At 64.1% G+C, this 16,535-nt stretch carries 15 protein-coding genes; 2 read left to right on the top strand and 13 right to left on the bottom strand.

What is annotated here, in order from left to right:
- Nucleotides 1-49: 49 nt before the first annotated feature.
- The 6 genes from GUY30_RS16865 to rpmB all read right to left on the bottom strand — a co-directional run bounded on the left by GUY30_RS16865 (nucleotide 50) and on the right by rpmB (nucleotide 5,158).
- Entirely contained in the window at nucleotides 50-1,408 is a 1,359-nt protein-coding gene (locus GUY30_RS16865) for an MFS transporter (protein ID WP_323127761.1), read from the bottom strand.
- A 399-nt stretch (nucleotides 1,409-1,807) separates the two neighbouring features.
- Nucleotides 1,808-3,865 carry a bifunctional copper resistance protein CopD/cytochrome c oxidase assembly protein gene (locus GUY30_RS16870; protein ID WP_167200144.1) on the bottom strand — a complete coding sequence of 686 codons (2,058 nt, stop codon included), beginning with the start codon at nucleotides 3,863-3,865 and terminating at the stop codon, nucleotides 1,808-1,810.
- A 220-nt stretch (nucleotides 3,866-4,085) separates the two neighbouring features.
- Entirely contained in the window at nucleotides 4,086-4,373 is a 288-nt protein-coding gene (locus GUY30_RS16875) for an HU family DNA-binding protein (protein WP_025779153.1), read from the bottom strand.
- Nucleotides 4,374-4,442: 69 nt separating this feature from the next.
- Entirely contained in the window at nucleotides 4,443-4,748 is a 306-nt protein-coding gene (gene rpsN / locus GUY30_RS16880) for a 30S ribosomal protein S14 (protein ID WP_025779151.1), read from the bottom strand.
- 6 nt (nucleotides 4,749-4,754) lie between these two features.
- Complete coding sequence (gene rpmG / locus GUY30_RS16885; RefSeq protein WP_092010042.1) at nucleotides 4,755-4,922, bottom strand: 50S ribosomal protein L33; 168 nt, start codon at nucleotides 4,920-4,922, stop codon at nucleotides 4,755-4,757.
- Nucleotides 4,922-5,158, bottom strand: coding sequence for a 50S ribosomal protein L28 (gene rpmB / locus GUY30_RS16890; protein WP_039211930.1), 237 nt, complete (start codon nucleotides 5,156-5,158; stop codon nucleotides 4,922-4,924). Before rpmB ends, rpmG begins: the two co-directional genes overlap by 1 nt.
- Nucleotides 5,159-5,722: 564 nt before the next feature.
- Between rpmB and GUY30_RS16895 the strand changes: the two genes are divergently transcribed.
- Entirely contained in the window at nucleotides 5,723-6,682 is a 960-nt protein-coding gene (locus tag GUY30_RS16895; protein WP_167200146.1) for a protein kinase, read from the top strand.
- A 377-nt stretch (nucleotides 6,683-7,059) separates the two neighbouring features.
- Here the strand turns inward: GUY30_RS16895 and GUY30_RS16900 are convergent, their stop codons facing one another.
- From GUY30_RS16900 to GUY30_RS16925, 6 genes are all read right to left on the bottom strand, one after another.
- Nucleotides 7,060-8,475, bottom strand: coding sequence for a dihydrolipoamide acetyltransferase family protein (locus GUY30_RS16900; RefSeq protein WP_167200149.1), 1,416 nt, complete (start codon nucleotides 8,473-8,475; stop codon nucleotides 7,060-7,062).
- Nucleotides 8,476-8,493: 18 nt separating this feature from the next.
- Nucleotides 8,494-9,471 (bottom strand): alpha-ketoacid dehydrogenase subunit beta, encoded by a 978-nt coding sequence (locus GUY30_RS16905; protein WP_167200151.1) that lies wholly within the window; start codon nucleotides 9,469-9,471, stop codon nucleotides 8,494-8,496.
- Entirely contained in the window at nucleotides 9,471-10,625 is a 1,155-nt protein-coding gene (gene pdhA / locus GUY30_RS16910) for a pyruvate dehydrogenase (acetyl-transferring) E1 component subunit alpha (RefSeq protein WP_167200153.1), read from the bottom strand. The genes GUY30_RS16905 and pdhA overlap by 1 nt, the downstream gene beginning before the upstream one ends.
- A 421-nt stretch (nucleotides 10,626-11,046) precedes the next feature.
- Nucleotides 11,047-12,564 (bottom strand): hypothetical protein, encoded by a 1,518-nt coding sequence (locus GUY30_RS16915; protein WP_167200155.1) that lies wholly within the window; start codon nucleotides 12,562-12,564, stop codon nucleotides 11,047-11,049.
- A gap of 105 nt (nucleotides 12,565-12,669) precedes the next feature.
- The gene (locus GUY30_RS16920; protein WP_167200157.1) at nucleotides 12,670-13,461 is read right to left on the bottom strand and encodes a hypothetical protein; all 792 of its coding nucleotides are present in this window, start codon (nucleotides 13,459-13,461) and stop codon (nucleotides 12,670-12,672) included.
- On the bottom strand, nucleotides 13,458-13,703 hold the full coding sequence (locus GUY30_RS16925; RefSeq protein ID WP_167200159.1) for a hypothetical protein: 246 nt from the start codon (nucleotides 13,701-13,703) through the stop codon (nucleotides 13,458-13,460). Before GUY30_RS16925 ends, GUY30_RS16920 begins: the two co-directional genes overlap by 4 nt.
- 289 nt (nucleotides 13,704-13,992) lie before the next feature.
- Between GUY30_RS16925 and purB the strand changes: the two genes are divergently transcribed.
- Entirely contained in the window at nucleotides 13,993-15,426 is a 1,434-nt protein-coding gene (gene purB / locus GUY30_RS16930; protein WP_167200161.1) for an adenylosuccinate lyase, read from the top strand.
- A gap of 140 nt (nucleotides 15,427-15,566) precedes the next feature.
- Here purB and GUY30_RS16935 read toward each other — a convergent pair whose 3' ends face one another.
- On the bottom strand, nucleotides 15,567-16,382 hold the full coding sequence (locus GUY30_RS16935) for a transcriptional regulator (RefSeq protein ID WP_167200164.1): 816 nt from the start codon (nucleotides 16,380-16,382) through the stop codon (nucleotides 15,567-15,569).
- Between the last annotated feature and the right edge of the window lie 153 nt (nucleotides 16,383-16,535).

Below are 16,535 nucleotides of genomic sequence, written 5' to 3' on the forward strand. Positions count from 1 at the left end.
GTGCCGATAGTCACCGACACCGCCCCCTCAAGACGAGCGCTGGCTGGTTTCAGCTGGCGGTGGCAACTCCGCGGCGCACCTTGTCTGCATGGTCGAGAGAGCGCAGGTCGATGCCCTTGGTCTCGCGGGTGTACATGAGAGCGATGAACGAGATGATCGCAGCGGCCAGCAGGTAGAGCGCGATCGGGATCGAGGATCCGAAGGCGTCGAGCAGCGCGGTGGCGATGATCGGCGCGAAGGATCCGGCGACGATCGCCGTGACCTGGTATCCGGTCGAGACGCCCGAGTTGCGCATGCGTGTCGGGAACATCTCGGACATGATCGCCGGCTGACCGGCATACATGAGCGCGTGGAAGACCAGGCCGATGAGAAGGGCGAGGAAGATCATCACGGCGCTGCCGGTGTCATACATCGGGAAGGCGAAGAAGCCCCACGTCGCAGTCAGGATGATGCCCACAGCGTAGGGCAGTTTGCGTCCGATGCGGTCCGTGGCGGCACCGACGATGGGAACGAGAACCGCATGGATCGCGTGCGCGCCGAGGAGGAGGCCGAGGATTTCGGCCGATTCGATCTTCACCTGCGTGGCAAGGTAGGTGATCGAGAAGGTGACCACCAGGTAGTAGTGGATGTTCTCGACGAAGCGCAGACCCATCGCGGCGAAGACCTCACGTGGGTAGCGCTTGAACACGGCCTTGACGCCGTAGTCGACGCCCTCTTCGATTTCTTCTGACTGCACCTCGTCAAAGATCGGAGCGTCGGAGACGCGGGTGCGGATGTAGTAGCCGATGAGGACGATGACGGCAGACAGCCAGAACGAAATGCGCCAACCCCACGACAGGAAGTGCTCTTCGGTGAGCGTCGCGGTGAGGATGAACAGAACTGCAGTGGCGAGCAGGTTGCCCAAGGGAACACCGGACTGCGGGAACGACGCCCAGAAGCCGCGTTCCTTGTTCGGCGCGTGCTCGGCCACGAGGAGGACAGCGCCTCCCCATTCGCCGCCGACGGCAAAGCCCTGGACGACGCGCAGCAGCACGAGCAGGATCGGGGCGAGGTATCCGATCTGGTCGAATGTCGGCAGGCAGCCCATGAGGAACGTGGCCACACCGACGAGGACGATCGAAAGCTGCAGCAGCTTCTTGCGACCGTATTTATCGCCGAAGTGACCGAAGACGATGCCGCCGACTGGCCGGGCGATGAATCCGACCGCGTAGGTGGCGAAACCGGCCAGGATCGGAGTCAGCGGATTATCGGAAGGCGGGAACAGAATGTGGTTGAACACCAGTGTGGCGGCCGAACCGTAGAGGAAGAACTCGTACCATTCGACGACCGTTCCGGCCATCGAGGCAGCGACGACCTTGCGCAGCTGAGCACGGATCGACTTCCTCTCGGCATTGCTCTGAGAACTCATGGGACTCCTTCGTTTCCACAATCCGCGTCACCATTGAATGCGCGAATCGACTTGCTCCGGCGCCGACCGGCTGACGGCTCGGGGTACTCAGACCGCATCGGTGCGGCCGGGGAACCCCTGCTTCAGCGCAGTGTCTCGGGCGCTTGGATATTCCTCATCCAAAGATCAGTGTGCGCCACGTTACAGAGATTTTGGAAACGACCTGGCCATAATCCGAGAATTTCCGGTGCACATTCGTGCACAGCCGATGTGCGACAGTCAGATGAGACTGCCCCAAGCCCGCAAGGCCCATTGCGGCACGCACGGCAGTGCAGGACGGTCCGTCCAGCCTACGAAGAGTCGCCCCGCCAGCTGCCGATCCAACACCGCGGTCCGCACAAAGAGCACGGCCTGTTGAGCTCACCGACGGCGCGGAGGCGACTTCGCATCGCGCTCGGCCATGGACGCGAGCATCGCGTTGTAGGCGCGCAGTTCGGAGTCGTCGGTGCGGTCCTCGTTGCGATCGATGCGCTTGGCCTCCCGGTCCGAGGACTTCGCCCATTGGACGCAGACCATGATCGCGATGAAGAGGGTCGGGAACTCGCCGATACCCCACGCGATGGAACCGCCCAGCTGCTGGTCGTCGATCGCCGTATAGCCCCAGCCTGCGCCGACATTGCCGAACCAATCACCGGCGATCAGCACGTTCGAGCTCATGATCGAGATTCCGAAGAATGCGTGGAAGGCCATCGTCACCAGCAGCATCACGAGACGCATCGGATAGACGGGGCGCTTGACCCCTGGATCGATGCCGATGAGGGCCTGCGCGAAAAGATATCCGGCGCCGAGGAAGTGGGCGATCATCAGCTCGTGCCCGATATGGGTATCGAGCGCGTAGTACATGATTCCCGAGTAGTAGAAGACGACGAGCGAACCCGCGAAGTTCACACTCGCCACGATCGGGTGCGCAAAGAAGCGCAGGTACGGAGTATGGACGAGCCAGAGCACCCATTCGCGAACGCCGGCCGACCCGTCCCGCCGGGCCTTCGTTCCGCGCATGAGCATCGTGATCGGTGCGCCGAGCACCAACGGCAGGGGCACGACCATGACCAGGAGCATGTGCTCGATCATGTGCGCAGAGAACTGCACCTCACCGTAGACGCGGGGTCCGCCCGAGGTGACGTAGACGAGGAAGACCATGCCCACCAGCCAGCTGATGAGTCGCAGCACCGGCCATTTGTCACCCCGGCGGCGGAGGTTGATGAACGCCACGACGTAGGCGATCGAGGCGCCCGCTGCGATCGCGATCCACAGCGGATCCATCGACCATTCGCTGAAGTAGCGGGAGAAGCTGGGCTTCGGCGGCAGCGGATCACCGGTGAGGATCTCGGCCGGGGTGGGGTCGCCCACCGGCTCCTGCGACACCGGCGGCTGCGAGCGGGCCAAGGCCACGGCCATGCCCATCGTGACCCCGAAGAGGATGAATTCGACGGTGATGAGGCGCCAGAACTCCACCGTCGCCGAGGCGGCTGTGCCCAAGCGTGAAATGACGAACTGACGGTGCCAGAATCCGATCAGACCGAGCAAGACCGTCGCGAACGCCTTCGCGAGGATGACTTGCCCGTAGGTGGTCATGAGGTCGTCGAAGTCATGCACCCGCAGGAGCGCGTTGACGACACCGGAGAAGACGATGAGACCGAACGAGATGAGTGCGATCGTCGAATACCGCTCGACGATCGGCTTGGGGTTCTTCGAGACGGCCAGCCGTGTGCCCAACAGGGCAATGACGAAGAGTCCACCGAGCCAGAGGGCCGCACCGAGGATGTGCAGGCCGAGGCTGTTGACGGCCTGAGTGTGCCCGGAGGCCTCCGCGGAGTGGCCCATCAGCGCCAAGGGAAGGATCACGGCGACACTGAGCACTCCAGCGGCGGCGATGCCGATATGCGAGCGGGTACCGAAGCACAGGGTGGAGGCGACGGCGATGAGGACGACGATGAGCACCCACAGCTGCCCGTAGGCGATCTGAGTGACGAAGACGCCGAGCTGGTTCGAGAAATCGAGGTAGGCCTGAGCACCGACGGTGTCGACGAATGAGAAGACGAGCACGGCGACCGCGGACAGCGTCCACACCACCGAGGAGACTTCGGCGATCCGAATGGCTCTCGTCCACAACGGGTCGAGCGGAAGGTCTTCGTCCGCATTCTTCTGTCGGCGGCTGCGGCCACCCGCAGTGCGAGGAAGGATGAGGACGGCGAACATCAGGGCGCCGACGGTCAGCGACATCGCAGTATTGAAGACGAACTTCGCTGCGGGAAGGCCGAAACGGACGACGGAGCCGGGGTCATTGAGCAGCGTCGGGTTGGCTGCTCCGGTGAAGAAGAGTGCGGCCAGTCCAGCGATCGCCCCGAGGAAGACGACGATGGGGACCGCGGCACGTTGCACGAACCGTGTGATCGGTTCGAAACCTGAAGAACTCACTGTGCGCGGACCGCCCCTTCTGACATGAAACCAGGATATCGTTCGGCGTCACTGCACTGCCAACCGGGAGATCCCTTCGTGGCCGAGATCTCGGGGAGCCGCCTCGGCGAGGATGGATTCCGTCCGCTGGGACGACGAATCCGCCCCCTATTCGAAGATGTTCCGAGACAGCAAATGGCCCGGATCAGACGATCCGGGCCATTTAACACTGCTGCGTCGATCAGTTCGGGCTGCCAGCGGCACCCTTCAGCTTCGAACCAGCGGACAGCTTCACGGAGTAGCCGGCCTTGATCTGGATCTCTTCACCGGTCTGCGGGTTGCGACCCTTGCGAGCGGCACGCTCGGTACGCTCAACGGAGAGCCAGCCGGGGATGGTGAGCTTTTCGCCCTTGGCCACGACGTCGGAGAAGACGTCGAAGACACCATCGAGCACGTCCGAGACCTGCTTCTGGGTCAGGCCGGACTTCTCGGCAACTTCTGCAACGAGCTCACTGCGGTTCTTAGCCATAAAAGTGTCCTCCTTAGGACAAGTCGGTAGGTCACCGGTCCGTTTTTCCGATGACGAACTTCCTCGAGATTACCAGCTTGACTTGGTAACGCCGGGCAACTCGCCGTTGTGAGCCATTTCGCGGAAACGAACTCGGGAGAGTCCGAACTTCCGGAGGTAGCCACGCGGACGGCCGTCGACCTGGTCGCGGTTGCGAACGCGAACCGGCGAAGCATCGCGGGGAAGCTTCTGCAGGGCGAGGCGTGCCTCTTCGCGCTGCTCGTCGGTGGAGTCAGGGTGGGTCAGCTGACGCTTGAGAGTCGCGCGGCGCTCTGCATAGCGTTCAACGATGACGCGACGCTGCTTGTCTTTTGCGATCTTTGACTTCTTAGCCATGTGCGCTCAGCGCTCCTCTCGGAAATCGACGTGCTTGCGGACTACGGGATCGTACTTCTTGAGCACGATGCGGTCCGGGGTGTTGCGGCGGTTCTTGCGGGTCACGTAGGTGTACCCGGTGCCGGCCGTCGATTTGAGCTTGATGATGGGACGAACATCCTGTGCCTTAGCCATCAGAGCTTCACTCCCTTGGCGATGAGTTCGTTGACCACAGCGTCGATTCCGCGAGCGTCGATGACCTTGATGCCCTTAGCGGACAGGGTCAGCGTGACGCTGCGGCGCAGCGACGGAACGTAGTAGCGCTTTTTCTGAATGTTCGGGTTGAAGCGACGCTTCGTGCGGCGCTTCGAGTGGGACACGTTGTGTCCGAAACCAGGGACTGCCCCGGTTACCTGGCAGGTTGCTGCCATGTCTCTCCTCCAGTTCACAAGTTACCGACTCTCGAAACAAGCTCCTGCGGGATCACACGTCAGTGTTCTCCCCGCTCGCTTGCGCCGATGTCGGAAGACATCAACAAATTTTCTCGACTGTCACCGTGAAAATTGTGTACGCCAAAACAGGTCTGCCCGTTCGGGCGAGATGTCTCACCAGCGCTGAAGCCGTAGCCTGTGAGAGATGGCCGAAGCTGGAGTGCAGCGGTGGGTGAGCACCATGTTTGTCCTAGCAGATCGATCGGCGACCGGGCTGCTACGACACAACAAGAATCAATCTTACTGAGACGTCGGGTCGGAGGGCAAATTCATCTCGGTTTCCGTGATGGGGTCTTCGTCACTGATTTCGTTCATCTCGAGGGGTTCATGCGGCCTTTGTCGACGGCAGGAGGGACTTTCACAGCTGGGGTCAAGGCAACTCGGGGATTTCCGCAGTAGGCTTTCGTCGGCAACGCGTCCTGTCGGCGATCCTGTTGAACGCCTGCTCGACTCGTGCCAAGGTAAGTAGATGATTGCCACCACATCTGGCATTCAGGAGGACTGATGAGCGACGTTCCACAGAGGCCGCGCATTCGTCCGGCGACTAGCGACGACTGGCACAAGGGTTCAAGTGAATCCGCTGGTCAGAACCCGTCGTACGGGAATGAGGCGGACCATTCGTCTGCCGATTTCGACAACTCGACCTACTACGAGTATCTCGAACGGCACACGGGGGAACAGTCGATCGCGAAAGCTCGCAGCGGCAACGTCTTCGCCCCTGCCGGACACTCACCTTTCGATGACGCACACTCTGCCGGCTCACATCAGTATGCGAATTCTCAGCCGGCGCAACGGTCTGCCGGCGGTGGTGCCGGCAACGGCGTCGGCGGCTCGGCACGAAGTGGGCCTCAGACTCCTCCTCCGCCACAGTTTCCGCCCACCGTCCACAGCGATTCGTCGTCAGGCAATGGCCTGAAGATCACCGTCGTCATCATCGCCATCATCATGATTCTGGCTCTGGTGGGATTCTTCGGCATCCGATGGCTCGCACCCTCGTCGGGCACCGTCCCCGTCGACGTCGGATCCAGCGAGTCGGCAAGCCCGTCACCCAGACCGTCCGACGATCTCGTCCAGCCGACGAAGAGCCCGGAACAGCAGCTCGACGACTATACGGCAGACGGCACCGAGAAAGCCGCCGACCTCGAAGGCAAGTGGGTGACTCAGGTGAGCGCGAAGAACGTCGGCCTCGAGGCAGACGGCAAGACGTGGTCAGCGCAGGACATCCTCAACGAGTACGAGGCCAACAAGGTCAAGTATCCGGGCGCGATCCTCATCCACAGCGGCGACTGGGCCTCGTACAAGGACGGCAGCTACTGGGTCACGGTCGTCGACACCGGCTACAGCGATCCGGAACAGGCCCTCGACCAGTGCCGCTCATGGGGCCTCGACCGCAACCACTGCATAGCCAAGCGCCTCGTCAAGGACGGCAGCCCCAAGGACAACAGCGCCTACCTCGACGGATAGACCGTGAAGTCGGACCGGCCGCGTGCAAGCGGGGTGGCCCGGAGTGCTTGTGCCGGCCCGCGCGCATGGGGAGCGGCCTGGCCCGCTTGGGGAGCGGCCTGGCCCGCTTGGGGAGCGGCTCCGCCCTTGCGCGCGCCGATCGTCACTGTCCTGCCAATCGCTCGCAGCCCAGTTTGAGCTGAATAGCCCATGTTCAAACATGGGCCATCTGCTTTGGAATGGGCCGCGACCGGCAGAGCGAGAGAAATGCCCAGGCCAACTGGGCCCTGACCATCAGAGAGAGTGAAGCGCCCCGGTCTCGCACCTTGCGAAACCGGGGCGTTCGGGCCTCGTTCAAGCCCTCAGCGCCGACGAACAGCCGGCACCGGGGTGAAACCTTAGGCCAACATCAAGGTCGGGTCTTCCAGACCACGTCCGACGTCGGCGAGGAACTCCGAGATGATCTCGCCGTCGACGACACGATGATCGGCACTGACCGACAGCGTGGTGATCTCACGCGGAACGATCTCGTCGCCCACCACCCACGGCTTCTTCCGGACCTGCCCGAACGCGAGGATCGCGGCCTCACCAGGATTGATGATCGGCGTACCGGCATCGACTCCGAAGACACCGACGTTCGTGATGGTGATCGTTCCGCCGGCCTGGTCAGCCGGCGGCGTCTTGCCCGACCGTGCCAGAGCGGTGAGGTCCTGAATGCCCTGCGCCAGTTCGCCCAGACCCATGGCCTGCGCGTTCTTGATGTTCGGCACGATCAGTCCGCGCGGAGTGGCGGCGGCGATGCCGAGGTTGACGTACTTCTTCACGACGATCTCGTCGCCCTCGAGGCACGAATTGATCCGCGGATTGCGCCCCACGGCCCATGCCACGGCCTTGGCGACGATGAGCAGCGGCGAGACCTTGACGTCCTCGCCCAGGAACTTCGTCGACTTCAGCCGGCGGACCATCGCCATCGTCTCGGTGACGTCCACGTCGAGGAACTCGGTGACATGCGGCATCGTGAAGGCCGAATCGACCATGGCCTTAGCCATCATCTTCGTCACGCCCTTGAACGGGATCCGCTCTTCGAGCGCTCCCTGGTCACTCGCCGAGGCGGCCGCCGGTGCCGTCGCACCCGCAGTGGGAGCGGTCGCCTGGTTCGCGGCAGCGTGCACATCGTCGCGTGTGACGTCCCCGCGGGGACCGGTCGGGGTCACCTGGGACAGGTCGACGCCCAGATCCTTTGCAAGCTTCCGCACGGGCGGCTTCGCCAGCGGCTTGCCCGGCGAGGCAGGTGCCGATGCGGGCTGTGCCTGCGCGGCCGGAGCTGCTGCGAGTGCGGGCGGGGCCACCTCCACCGCTGGGGCTGCCGGAGCCGCCGGGGCAGCGGGCGCTGCGGCAGCGGCAGGAGCCGGGACGGAAGCGCCCTTGCGCGGACGCCGCTTCGACGAGGTCTCCTTCGCTCCATATCCGACGAGGGTGGCTCCGCCGTCGGCTTCACCGGACTCCTCGGCCGACTTCTCAGCCGAACCGGAAGCAGGCGCACCAGCGGAGGCGGGGGCCGCCTCGGCGCTGGAATCATCTCCGCCGAACCGGATGATCGGGGTGCCGACCTCGATGGTCTGACCCTCCTCGACCAATAGGGCACCAACGGTGCCGGCCTGCGGGCTGGGCAGCTCGACGAGCGACTTCGCGGTCTCGATCTCGACGAGGATCTGATTGACGGTGACGGTGTCGCCGGGGGCGACCTTCCACGCGACGATGTCGGCCTCGGTCAGGCCCTCACCGACGTCGGGAAGAGGAAATTCGAATGACATTCTTGACTCTCCTCGAAATCAGTAGGACAGGGCCCGATCGACACCATCGAAGATGCGATCGAGGTCGGGCAGGTAGTGCTCTTCCATCCGCGAGCCGGGGTACGGGGTGTGGTAACCGCCGACCCGGATGACCGGGGCTTCGAGGTTGAAGAAGCAGCGTTCGGTGATGCGTGCTGCGATCTCAGAGCCCAGCCCCAGGAAGGTCGGAGCCTCGTGGGCGACGACCAGTCGGCCGGTCTTCGTCACGGACTTCTCGATCGCGTCGAAGTCGATCGGGTTGAGGCTGCGCAGGTCGATGAGTTCGACGCTCGTGCCTTCCTCCGCGGCCGCGGTGACCACGTCCTGCGCAGTCGGAACCAGTGGACCGTAGGCGACGAGGGTGACGTCGGTGCCTTCGGATACGACTCGGGCGTCGTGCATGCCCAGCTCGCCCCGGGCGGAGGTGTCGACGTCCCCGCGCATCCAGTAGCGGCGCTTGGGTTCGAAGAACATCACCGGATCCTCGCTCTTGATTGCGTCCTGGATCATCCAGTACGCGTCATGAGCGTTCGACGGGGATATGAGCCGCAGTCCCGCATGGTGGGCGAACACGGTCTCGGGGCTCTCCGAATGGTGCTCGGGCGAGCCGATGCCGCCGCCGTAGGGCACACGGACGACCAGCGGGATGTTCTCTTTGCCCAGGGTGCGGTTGTACAGCTTCGCCACCTGGGTGACGATCTGGTCGTAGGCAGGGAAGATGAATGCGTCGAACTGGATCTCGATGACGGGACGGTAGCCGCGGATGGCCATGCCGATCGAGGTGCCGACGATGCCGGACTCGGCCAGCGGGGCATCGATGACGCGTTGGGGACCGAAGTCCTTCTGCAGTCCTTCGGTGACGCGGAAGACGCCGCCGAGCTTGCCGATGTCCTCACCGATGAGGACGACCTTCGGGTCGTCCTCCATGGCCTTGCGCATTCCGGCGGTGATCGCCTTAGAGAGGGGAAGTTTCTCCATCAGGCCTCACCCGCATCGGCGAACGAGGCCTGGTATGCCAGGAATTCGGCACGTTCCTCGTCGACGAGGGAGTGGGGTTCCGCGGTGACATGCGCGAACATCTCGACGCCGTCGGGGTTCTCCATGGTCATGCAATTGTGGCGGATACGAGCGGCCAGGGTGTCGGCCTCGGCGTCCACCTCGGCGAAGAATTCGTCGCTGGTCTCGGTGTGCTTGTCCAGGTAGGCCTTGAGACGGGTGATCGGGTCGCGGTCCTCCCAGATCTCCTCTTCGGCCTTGTCGCGGTACTTCGTCGGGTCATCGGCCGTGGTGTGGGCACCACGACGGTAGGTGAAGGCTTCGATGAGCATCGGGCCGTTGCCGGCGCGCACGGAATCGAGGCTGGCGCGGGCGACGGAGTACATCGCGATGATGTCGTTGCCATCGACGCGGATTCCGGGGACTCCGAATCCTTCGCCGCGGGTGGACAGCGGCGCCGCGGACTGGACGTGAGTGGGCTCGGAGATGGCCCACTGGTTGTTCTGGCAGAAGAACAGGACCGGCGCGTGGAAAGCTCCGGCGAAGGTCAGTGCTTCGGAGACATCGCCCTGCGAGGTCGCACCGTCGCCGAAGCAGGCGATGGAGACGGTGTCGCGCTCGATGTCTCCGGTGCCGACATCACCGTCCATGGAGATGCCCATGGCGTAGCCGGTGGCATGCAGGGTCTGCGAGCCGATGACGATGGTATAGGTGTGGAACCGGTGCTCCTGCGGATCCCAGCCGCCGTGATTCTGACCACGGAAGATGCTGAGCAGAGTTTCAGGTTCGACACCGCGGGTGTAGGCGAGGCCGTGCTCGCGGTAGGTGGGGAAGACGAAATCTTGCGGGCGAGCGGCCCGTCCCATGCCGATCTGGGCTGCTTCCTGTCCGAACAGCGGCGCCCACAGGCCCAGCTGTCCCTGACGCTGCAGGGCAGCTCCTTCGGCGTCGATGCGGCGGACCAGGACCATGTCCCGGTAGAAGCCGCGCAGATCCTCATCGGTGAGTTCTGCTGCGAAGGCGTCGTACTCACCGGATTCGACGCGATTTCCGTCTTCGGTGAGCATCTGGATCATTCTGGGTTCCGAGGACTGACTGTGGGCAGCGCCGGTTCCCACTGAAATGTTGGAGGTCATTTCAGTTCTCCTTTGTTCGAGGTCCATCTTCACCGGAGGTGACCAGTGGTGGACCGTGTCCGTCGGGCAGGCCCTCGGAGGTGAGAACTCGCCCTCGAGTGATCTGATTCACAGGTGCTATCACAATACCGAATCCACTCACTGCTTGCCACTCTCCCCATGCGGTTCGAGTATCAAAAGTGCAGGTCAGGAACAGACTATGGCCCGAGCTCGACACATGTGGCCGAGTTCCAAAGCGTTCCGTGGACAATTGTCGATCACGGCAGAGATGCTCCATCGTCCGACCAATGCACATCCGAGCACCGAGGCCGCCCGTCGTCGGATGGTCGAGCTCGGTGTCCGTGAGGTCCGTTCGTCGCCGAGGCGGCCCATCGTTTCGATGGCGAACGCCGTGTCCGCGGGACCGTCCGCGCGACCGAGTTCAGTGGCGTTTGCGCTTGCCCTGGTAGTCGCGCGTCTTCGCGAGGTCACCGGTGAAGAAGCCCGAGTTCTTCGAGGTGAAGCGGTCGAAGCCGGGATTGCCGGCCCGCAGCAGCAGGCCGATCGAAGCAGCATAGGCGACCGACGAGTGTGCCGCCCCGGCCGAAGCGAACATCTCATCGAGCTCGGCATCGGACTTGTTCGCAAGCTCGGGGACCTTGCGCAGTTCATCGGGGTCGTAGTCGACGGTGATCGTCGACCAGTTCTTCGCCGCCGGGTTCTCGTTGCCGTCGAGATCGGGCACGAGGTCCTGTTCATGTTCGATGGAGAGCACGTCGATTTCCGAATCGATGGCGAAATCGGAGACCGGAGCACCGACCGTCATCAGTGCAGTGACGTTGACATCGTCGAGGAACGCCGGGTCCGCGGCCAGAGATCCTGCGGTGATCCCTCCCTGCGAACACCCGACGAGCATGACCTCGGCGTCGCGTCCGATCCCGGCATCGGCGATCGCCTGGCGCACCATCTCACGCATCACGGTGTCATTGCCGGCCATCCCCTGCACGTTCGTCGTCAGGTCCGTCGTGTTGACCCCGGACTTCGGCGACCAGTCGGTGGTGGCCGGAACGTAGACGATATAGCGGGTCGTCCCATCGGGGCCGACGATCTCCTCGATGCGGACCTGTCCGGAATCGGCTCCGCGGTGACAGTTCGCTTCGCGGATGAAGAGGTCTTCGACATCACGCGGCGGCTCCTTGTGCGGCGGAGTCAGCCCTTTCGCCCTCCACACTTCGACGTCGGAGGGCAGCAGCAGTCCGAACGCGTTCGCACCGGCCAGGACCCAGATCGTCATCGACGTCGAGTCGTGCGGCCAGAATGCGTGGTCGCCATCGGCGTTGAGGACGAACGGCGGCAGACCCAGGAACCCGATTACGACGCCCGGAAGCACGTGCTCGATGACGGCACCGGAGACGTCGGACTGCTCGAACGCGAACGTGATCAGCGCTTCCTTCGCTTGCGCCTTCGTTTTGCCCAGGTCGATGCCGAACTGTTTGGTGATGACATCGTCGAGTCCGGTGGCGTCGAGGATCTTCGTGACCACGACGACCTGGGCACCGACGACGAGTGCGACGGGGATGACGACAGGCAGACTGAGAGCTATGACACGGCCGGCAGCGTAGCCGAGGGCGTCGAGCAGTCCGCCGAAGACTTCGCTGATCCCCTTCTCCGCCTGTCGGTAGGCAAAGGCAGCGGCCCGAACTGCGACCAGTGTGGCTTCGAGCTCGAGCACCGAGGCGGCGAGCTGGCTGTGGAATCGGATCCTGCAGGCATCGAGGTTGAGCGCAGTCACGGGGGCCGGGACCTGGGTGAGCAGAGTCGCGAGATCGAAGTCCCCGACAGCAGCGTCGACGGTCAGGTCGCCGATACCTGAGATGACGGTCTGCAGTGCGTCTCCGCTGCCATCGGCGCGTTCGTCGACGGTGATCCCCCCGCCGCCGCGCGTCGTCGAATCGATCATCGCCCGTCTCCCCTCACGCCCCGGCCCGTGCCGGCTTCTTCCGCGTGTCCCGTTCCCCGCCGGGCCCTGAGGCCACGAGTTCCCAGCGGACTCCTGCTGCCGCCGTCACTTCGGGGCTCCTGCCGTCAGCGTCCGGGTGAGCACGGCGCTGAGCAGTTGTCGCACCGCCGCATCTCCCGCGACGACCTCGCTGTCGACGGTGACGGAGTCTCCGGCGCGCTCGATGACCGGCCGAAACCAGACCCCGTCCTTTCGACGGAGGAACTCCAGTCCCGTGCCTCCCTGTCCGGATGCCCAGCTGAGCGTGAGCACGCAATCCTGTTCGACGAGTTCGGCGAGATCCTCGACGACGTGCCCGATCCGTCCCGGTTCGATCCTGCGCAGCAGCTGATGCTGCGCGAAGTCCTCAAGCCCTTCGCCCTGCAGAGCGAGGACCGCGAGCCCGACGCCCGGCCCCAGGCACAGCGCCAGGTGCACGGTTTCGGCTCCCGATGACACGACGACGCTGATGCGCGTGGTCACTCGGTCGAGTTCGGAGGCGAAGCCGCGCAGCCATGCGGTGAGGACATCGATGTCTCGCTTCGCCGTCCCCGTGACCCCGCTAGCCGTCCCCGGCGCCGCGCTGGCCGCCCCAGCGGCGACAGCCCCCGAGGCTGTGGCGGCATCCCCAACCACTGCGTCAGCCGTGCCTGGTTTTGTCCCACCCAGTTCCGTTGCGGCGCTGGCCCTCCCAACCTTCGCCGAGGCGGCTCGGGAGTCCTGTCCGACCCGGCGAGGGAGCAGATCAGGCGGCCAGAGACGACGCAGACGTTCCGGCAGCCTGATGATCCGGTCGAGGTCGACGACGATCCAGCTGTCGATTCCGGCGGTCTCTCGCGCGGCGGGTCGGGCGTTCACAGTTGGATCCGCCCTCCCACCGACACAACCTGCAGGTGGAGGTCATACGCCTCGGCGAGCTTCTCCGCCCGCTCGCCCAGACGGTCGATCGATTCCGCACACGACGCCACCCTGTCATCGAGCAGCTGTCCCGCCGGGGAATCCCAGCCGTCGATCTGACGGCAGCTCTGTGCCAGGGAGCGCAGCACCTCCGCTCGCCGTCTCCACTGCTCGCGATTGCGCTCCAGCTCGTCCGTGATCATGCCTCAGCCCTCCCACCTGTCCGTCCGGCATCTGCGACCGAATCCGGCACCCATGCCCGAATCCGGTGTCCGTACCCGAATCACTCGACCGTAGGAGGGCGCGGGGCAGGGGCGGAAGCCTCGATTTCAGGGCTGGGGAAGAGCGCCGAGCATCCACAAGGCGCTGATGGCGAAGTCATCGCCGAATCCACAGGCGGAAACGCCCGAGTCCAGCTCTCCTTCCGCGTCTACCGGCCGGTAGACCCGGACGGGTGCCGCCCCGGTTCGCCGCTCATGAGAAAATGAGGGCATGCCGACTGTTTCCCTTGCCGAAATCTCGCCCGCCATCGCTCTCGGACCGCTTGATGGTCGCTACCGCAAAGACACCGCTGACCTCGTCGATCACCTCTCCGAGGCGGCTCTCAACCGCAATCGCATCACGGTTGAGATCGAATGGTTCATCCACCTCGCCCAGAACTCGGTGATCGAGGGCGTCCGCACCCTCACCCCCGATGAGGTCGACGGACTGCGCGCCTTCGCCGCCGACTTCGACGCCGACACCATCGCCACGCTGGCCGCTCATGAAGCCGTCACCGTCCACGACGTCAAGGCCGTCGAATACACAATCAAAGAAGCCCTAGTGAAGATCGGCGCCGAGGATCTCGGTGAGCTCGTCCACTTCTGCTGCACGTCCGAAGACATCAACAACCTCTCCTGGGCGCTGGGAATCAAGGGCGCCACCGAACAGGTGTGGTTGCCGCGAGCGAAGGCCCTCATCGACGCTCTCGCCGAGTCCGCCGCGGAGCTGGCCGAGGTGCCGATGCTCGCCCACACCCACGGTCAGCCGGCCACCCCGACGACGATGGGCAAGGAACTCGCGGTCTTCGTCCACCGCCTGCGCCGCCAGTACGAACGCATCGCCGCCACAGAGTTCCTCGGCAAGATCAACGGCGCCACCGGCACCTATTCCGCTCACCTGGCGGCCGTGCCGGGAGCCGATTGGCCGCAGATCGCACGCACCTTCGTCGAAGACCGCCTCGGGCTGAGCTTCAACGCTCTGACAACACAGATCGAGTCGCACGACTGGAACGCCGAACTGTTCGCCGATATCGCTCGGTTCAACAGGATCGCGCACAACCTGGCCACCGACATGTGGACCTACATCTCGATGAACTACTTCAAGCAGATCCCCGTCGCCGGTGCGACCGGTTCGTCGACGATGCCGCACAAGGTCAACCCGATCCGGTTCGAGAACGCCGAAGCGAACCTCGAGCTCTCCTGCGCCCTGCTCGATTCCCTCGGTTCGACGCTGGTCACCTCGCGGATGCAGCGCGACCTCACCGACTCGACCTCGCAGCGCAATATCGGCGTCGCCTACGGACACTCCGTGCTCGCACTCAACAACCTGGTCAAGGGCCTCGGTGCCCTCGCGATCAACGAGGATGCTCTGGCCGCCGACCTCGACGGCAACTGGGAGGTCCTCGGCGAAGCAGTCCAGTCGGTCATGCGTGCCGCCGGGCTGCAAGGCGTGCCGGGCATGGACAACCCGTACGAAACGCTCAAGGAACTCACTCGCGGCAAGCGCATCAACCAGGCCGATCTGCAGACGTTCGTCGACGGCCTCGGCCTGACCGAGGAGCGTGCCGAACTGCTCAAGGCTCTGACGCCTGCCACCTACACCGGTGTGGCCGCTCAGCTCGCCGAGTCCGAGGTGTCTGACTGGAAGGCATTCAGCGAAGGCTGATCCAAGACGTTGACGACGCATCGCGGCCGGACTCCGAATTCGGAGTCCGGCCGCGATGCGTATGTCGCTGATCGGCCGACGCCGCCTGGCTGCAGAACTCACGTGCCGCAGCCGCGGGTCGCGCGGTTGGGCCTCGAGAGTCAGAGAGCGGGGATGTCGAAGGTCTTCGTGAACTCCGGGACCTTCTCGTCGGTTCCCATCACCTTGCCGGGTCCGCGTTCGTAGCGGATCGTGTAGGTGTCCTGCTTCTCATTCGGAACATAGGCGAGCCAGCCCTGGTGCGTTCCGCCGTCGCGGCGATTGATATCTTCCCAGGGCTCGAATCCGGCGGCCCTCATCTCGGCTTCGAGGCCGTCGGTCTGGTCGTAGCGGAAGTTCGTTCCACCGTCCTCTGAGATCTTCAAGGCTCCGGATTGGATGAGTCCGCTGTATTTCTGTCCCGGGGTGACCTTGACTTCGAGGAGGACGACTTCGCCGCCGAGTTCGATCGACGAGGCCTTCTTGGACGAGTCGAAGTTCCGCACCGCCGAGAGCACCTCGATCTTGTCCTGCATCTCCGGATCTTCGAAGCTTTCGCCGATGCTGACCTGGCCCTGGCTGCCGGACGAGGCTCCCGAGTCCGAGCCTGTGGACCCGTCGGCGGATGAAGTCGACGATGACGAAGAATTCGAGGAGTTCGATGCCGACTGATCGGAACTCGAGTCCTGACCGTTGGCTTGGTCCTGGCCGCTCTGGTCGCCCTGGTCCTGGCCGCTCTGCTCCTGACCATTCTGGTCGCCCTGATCCTGACCGTTCTGGTCCTGGTTGCCCTGGTCCTGACCGTCGGCGTTCGTCTGCTCGCCGGTCTGGTCCTGTTCGGGCTGGACGACCTGGCTGATGAGCGAGCAGCCCGAGAAGGTGAGGGTGCAGCTGAGCAGGGCCGCGGCGGTGAAGGTGGCGCGCTTCATGCGTTTCATGATGACTCCTTGATCGGTCTCTCACACCCGGGAGCAGGTCGCCCGAATGCGTGTTCTGAAACCAATCTATGAGCCCGGCACGCTCGAGATGCGCGCATCGTGTGGCAGAACGGCAACGTCTGTCACCGATCCGCCGCAGCCCCTGGAAAGCCG

Origin of the sequence: Brevibacterium pigmentatum (assembly GCF_011617465.1) — a bacterium.
GTDB classification, from domain to species: domain Bacteria; phylum Actinomycetota; class Actinomycetes; order Actinomycetales; family Brevibacteriaceae; genus Brevibacterium; species Brevibacterium pigmentatum.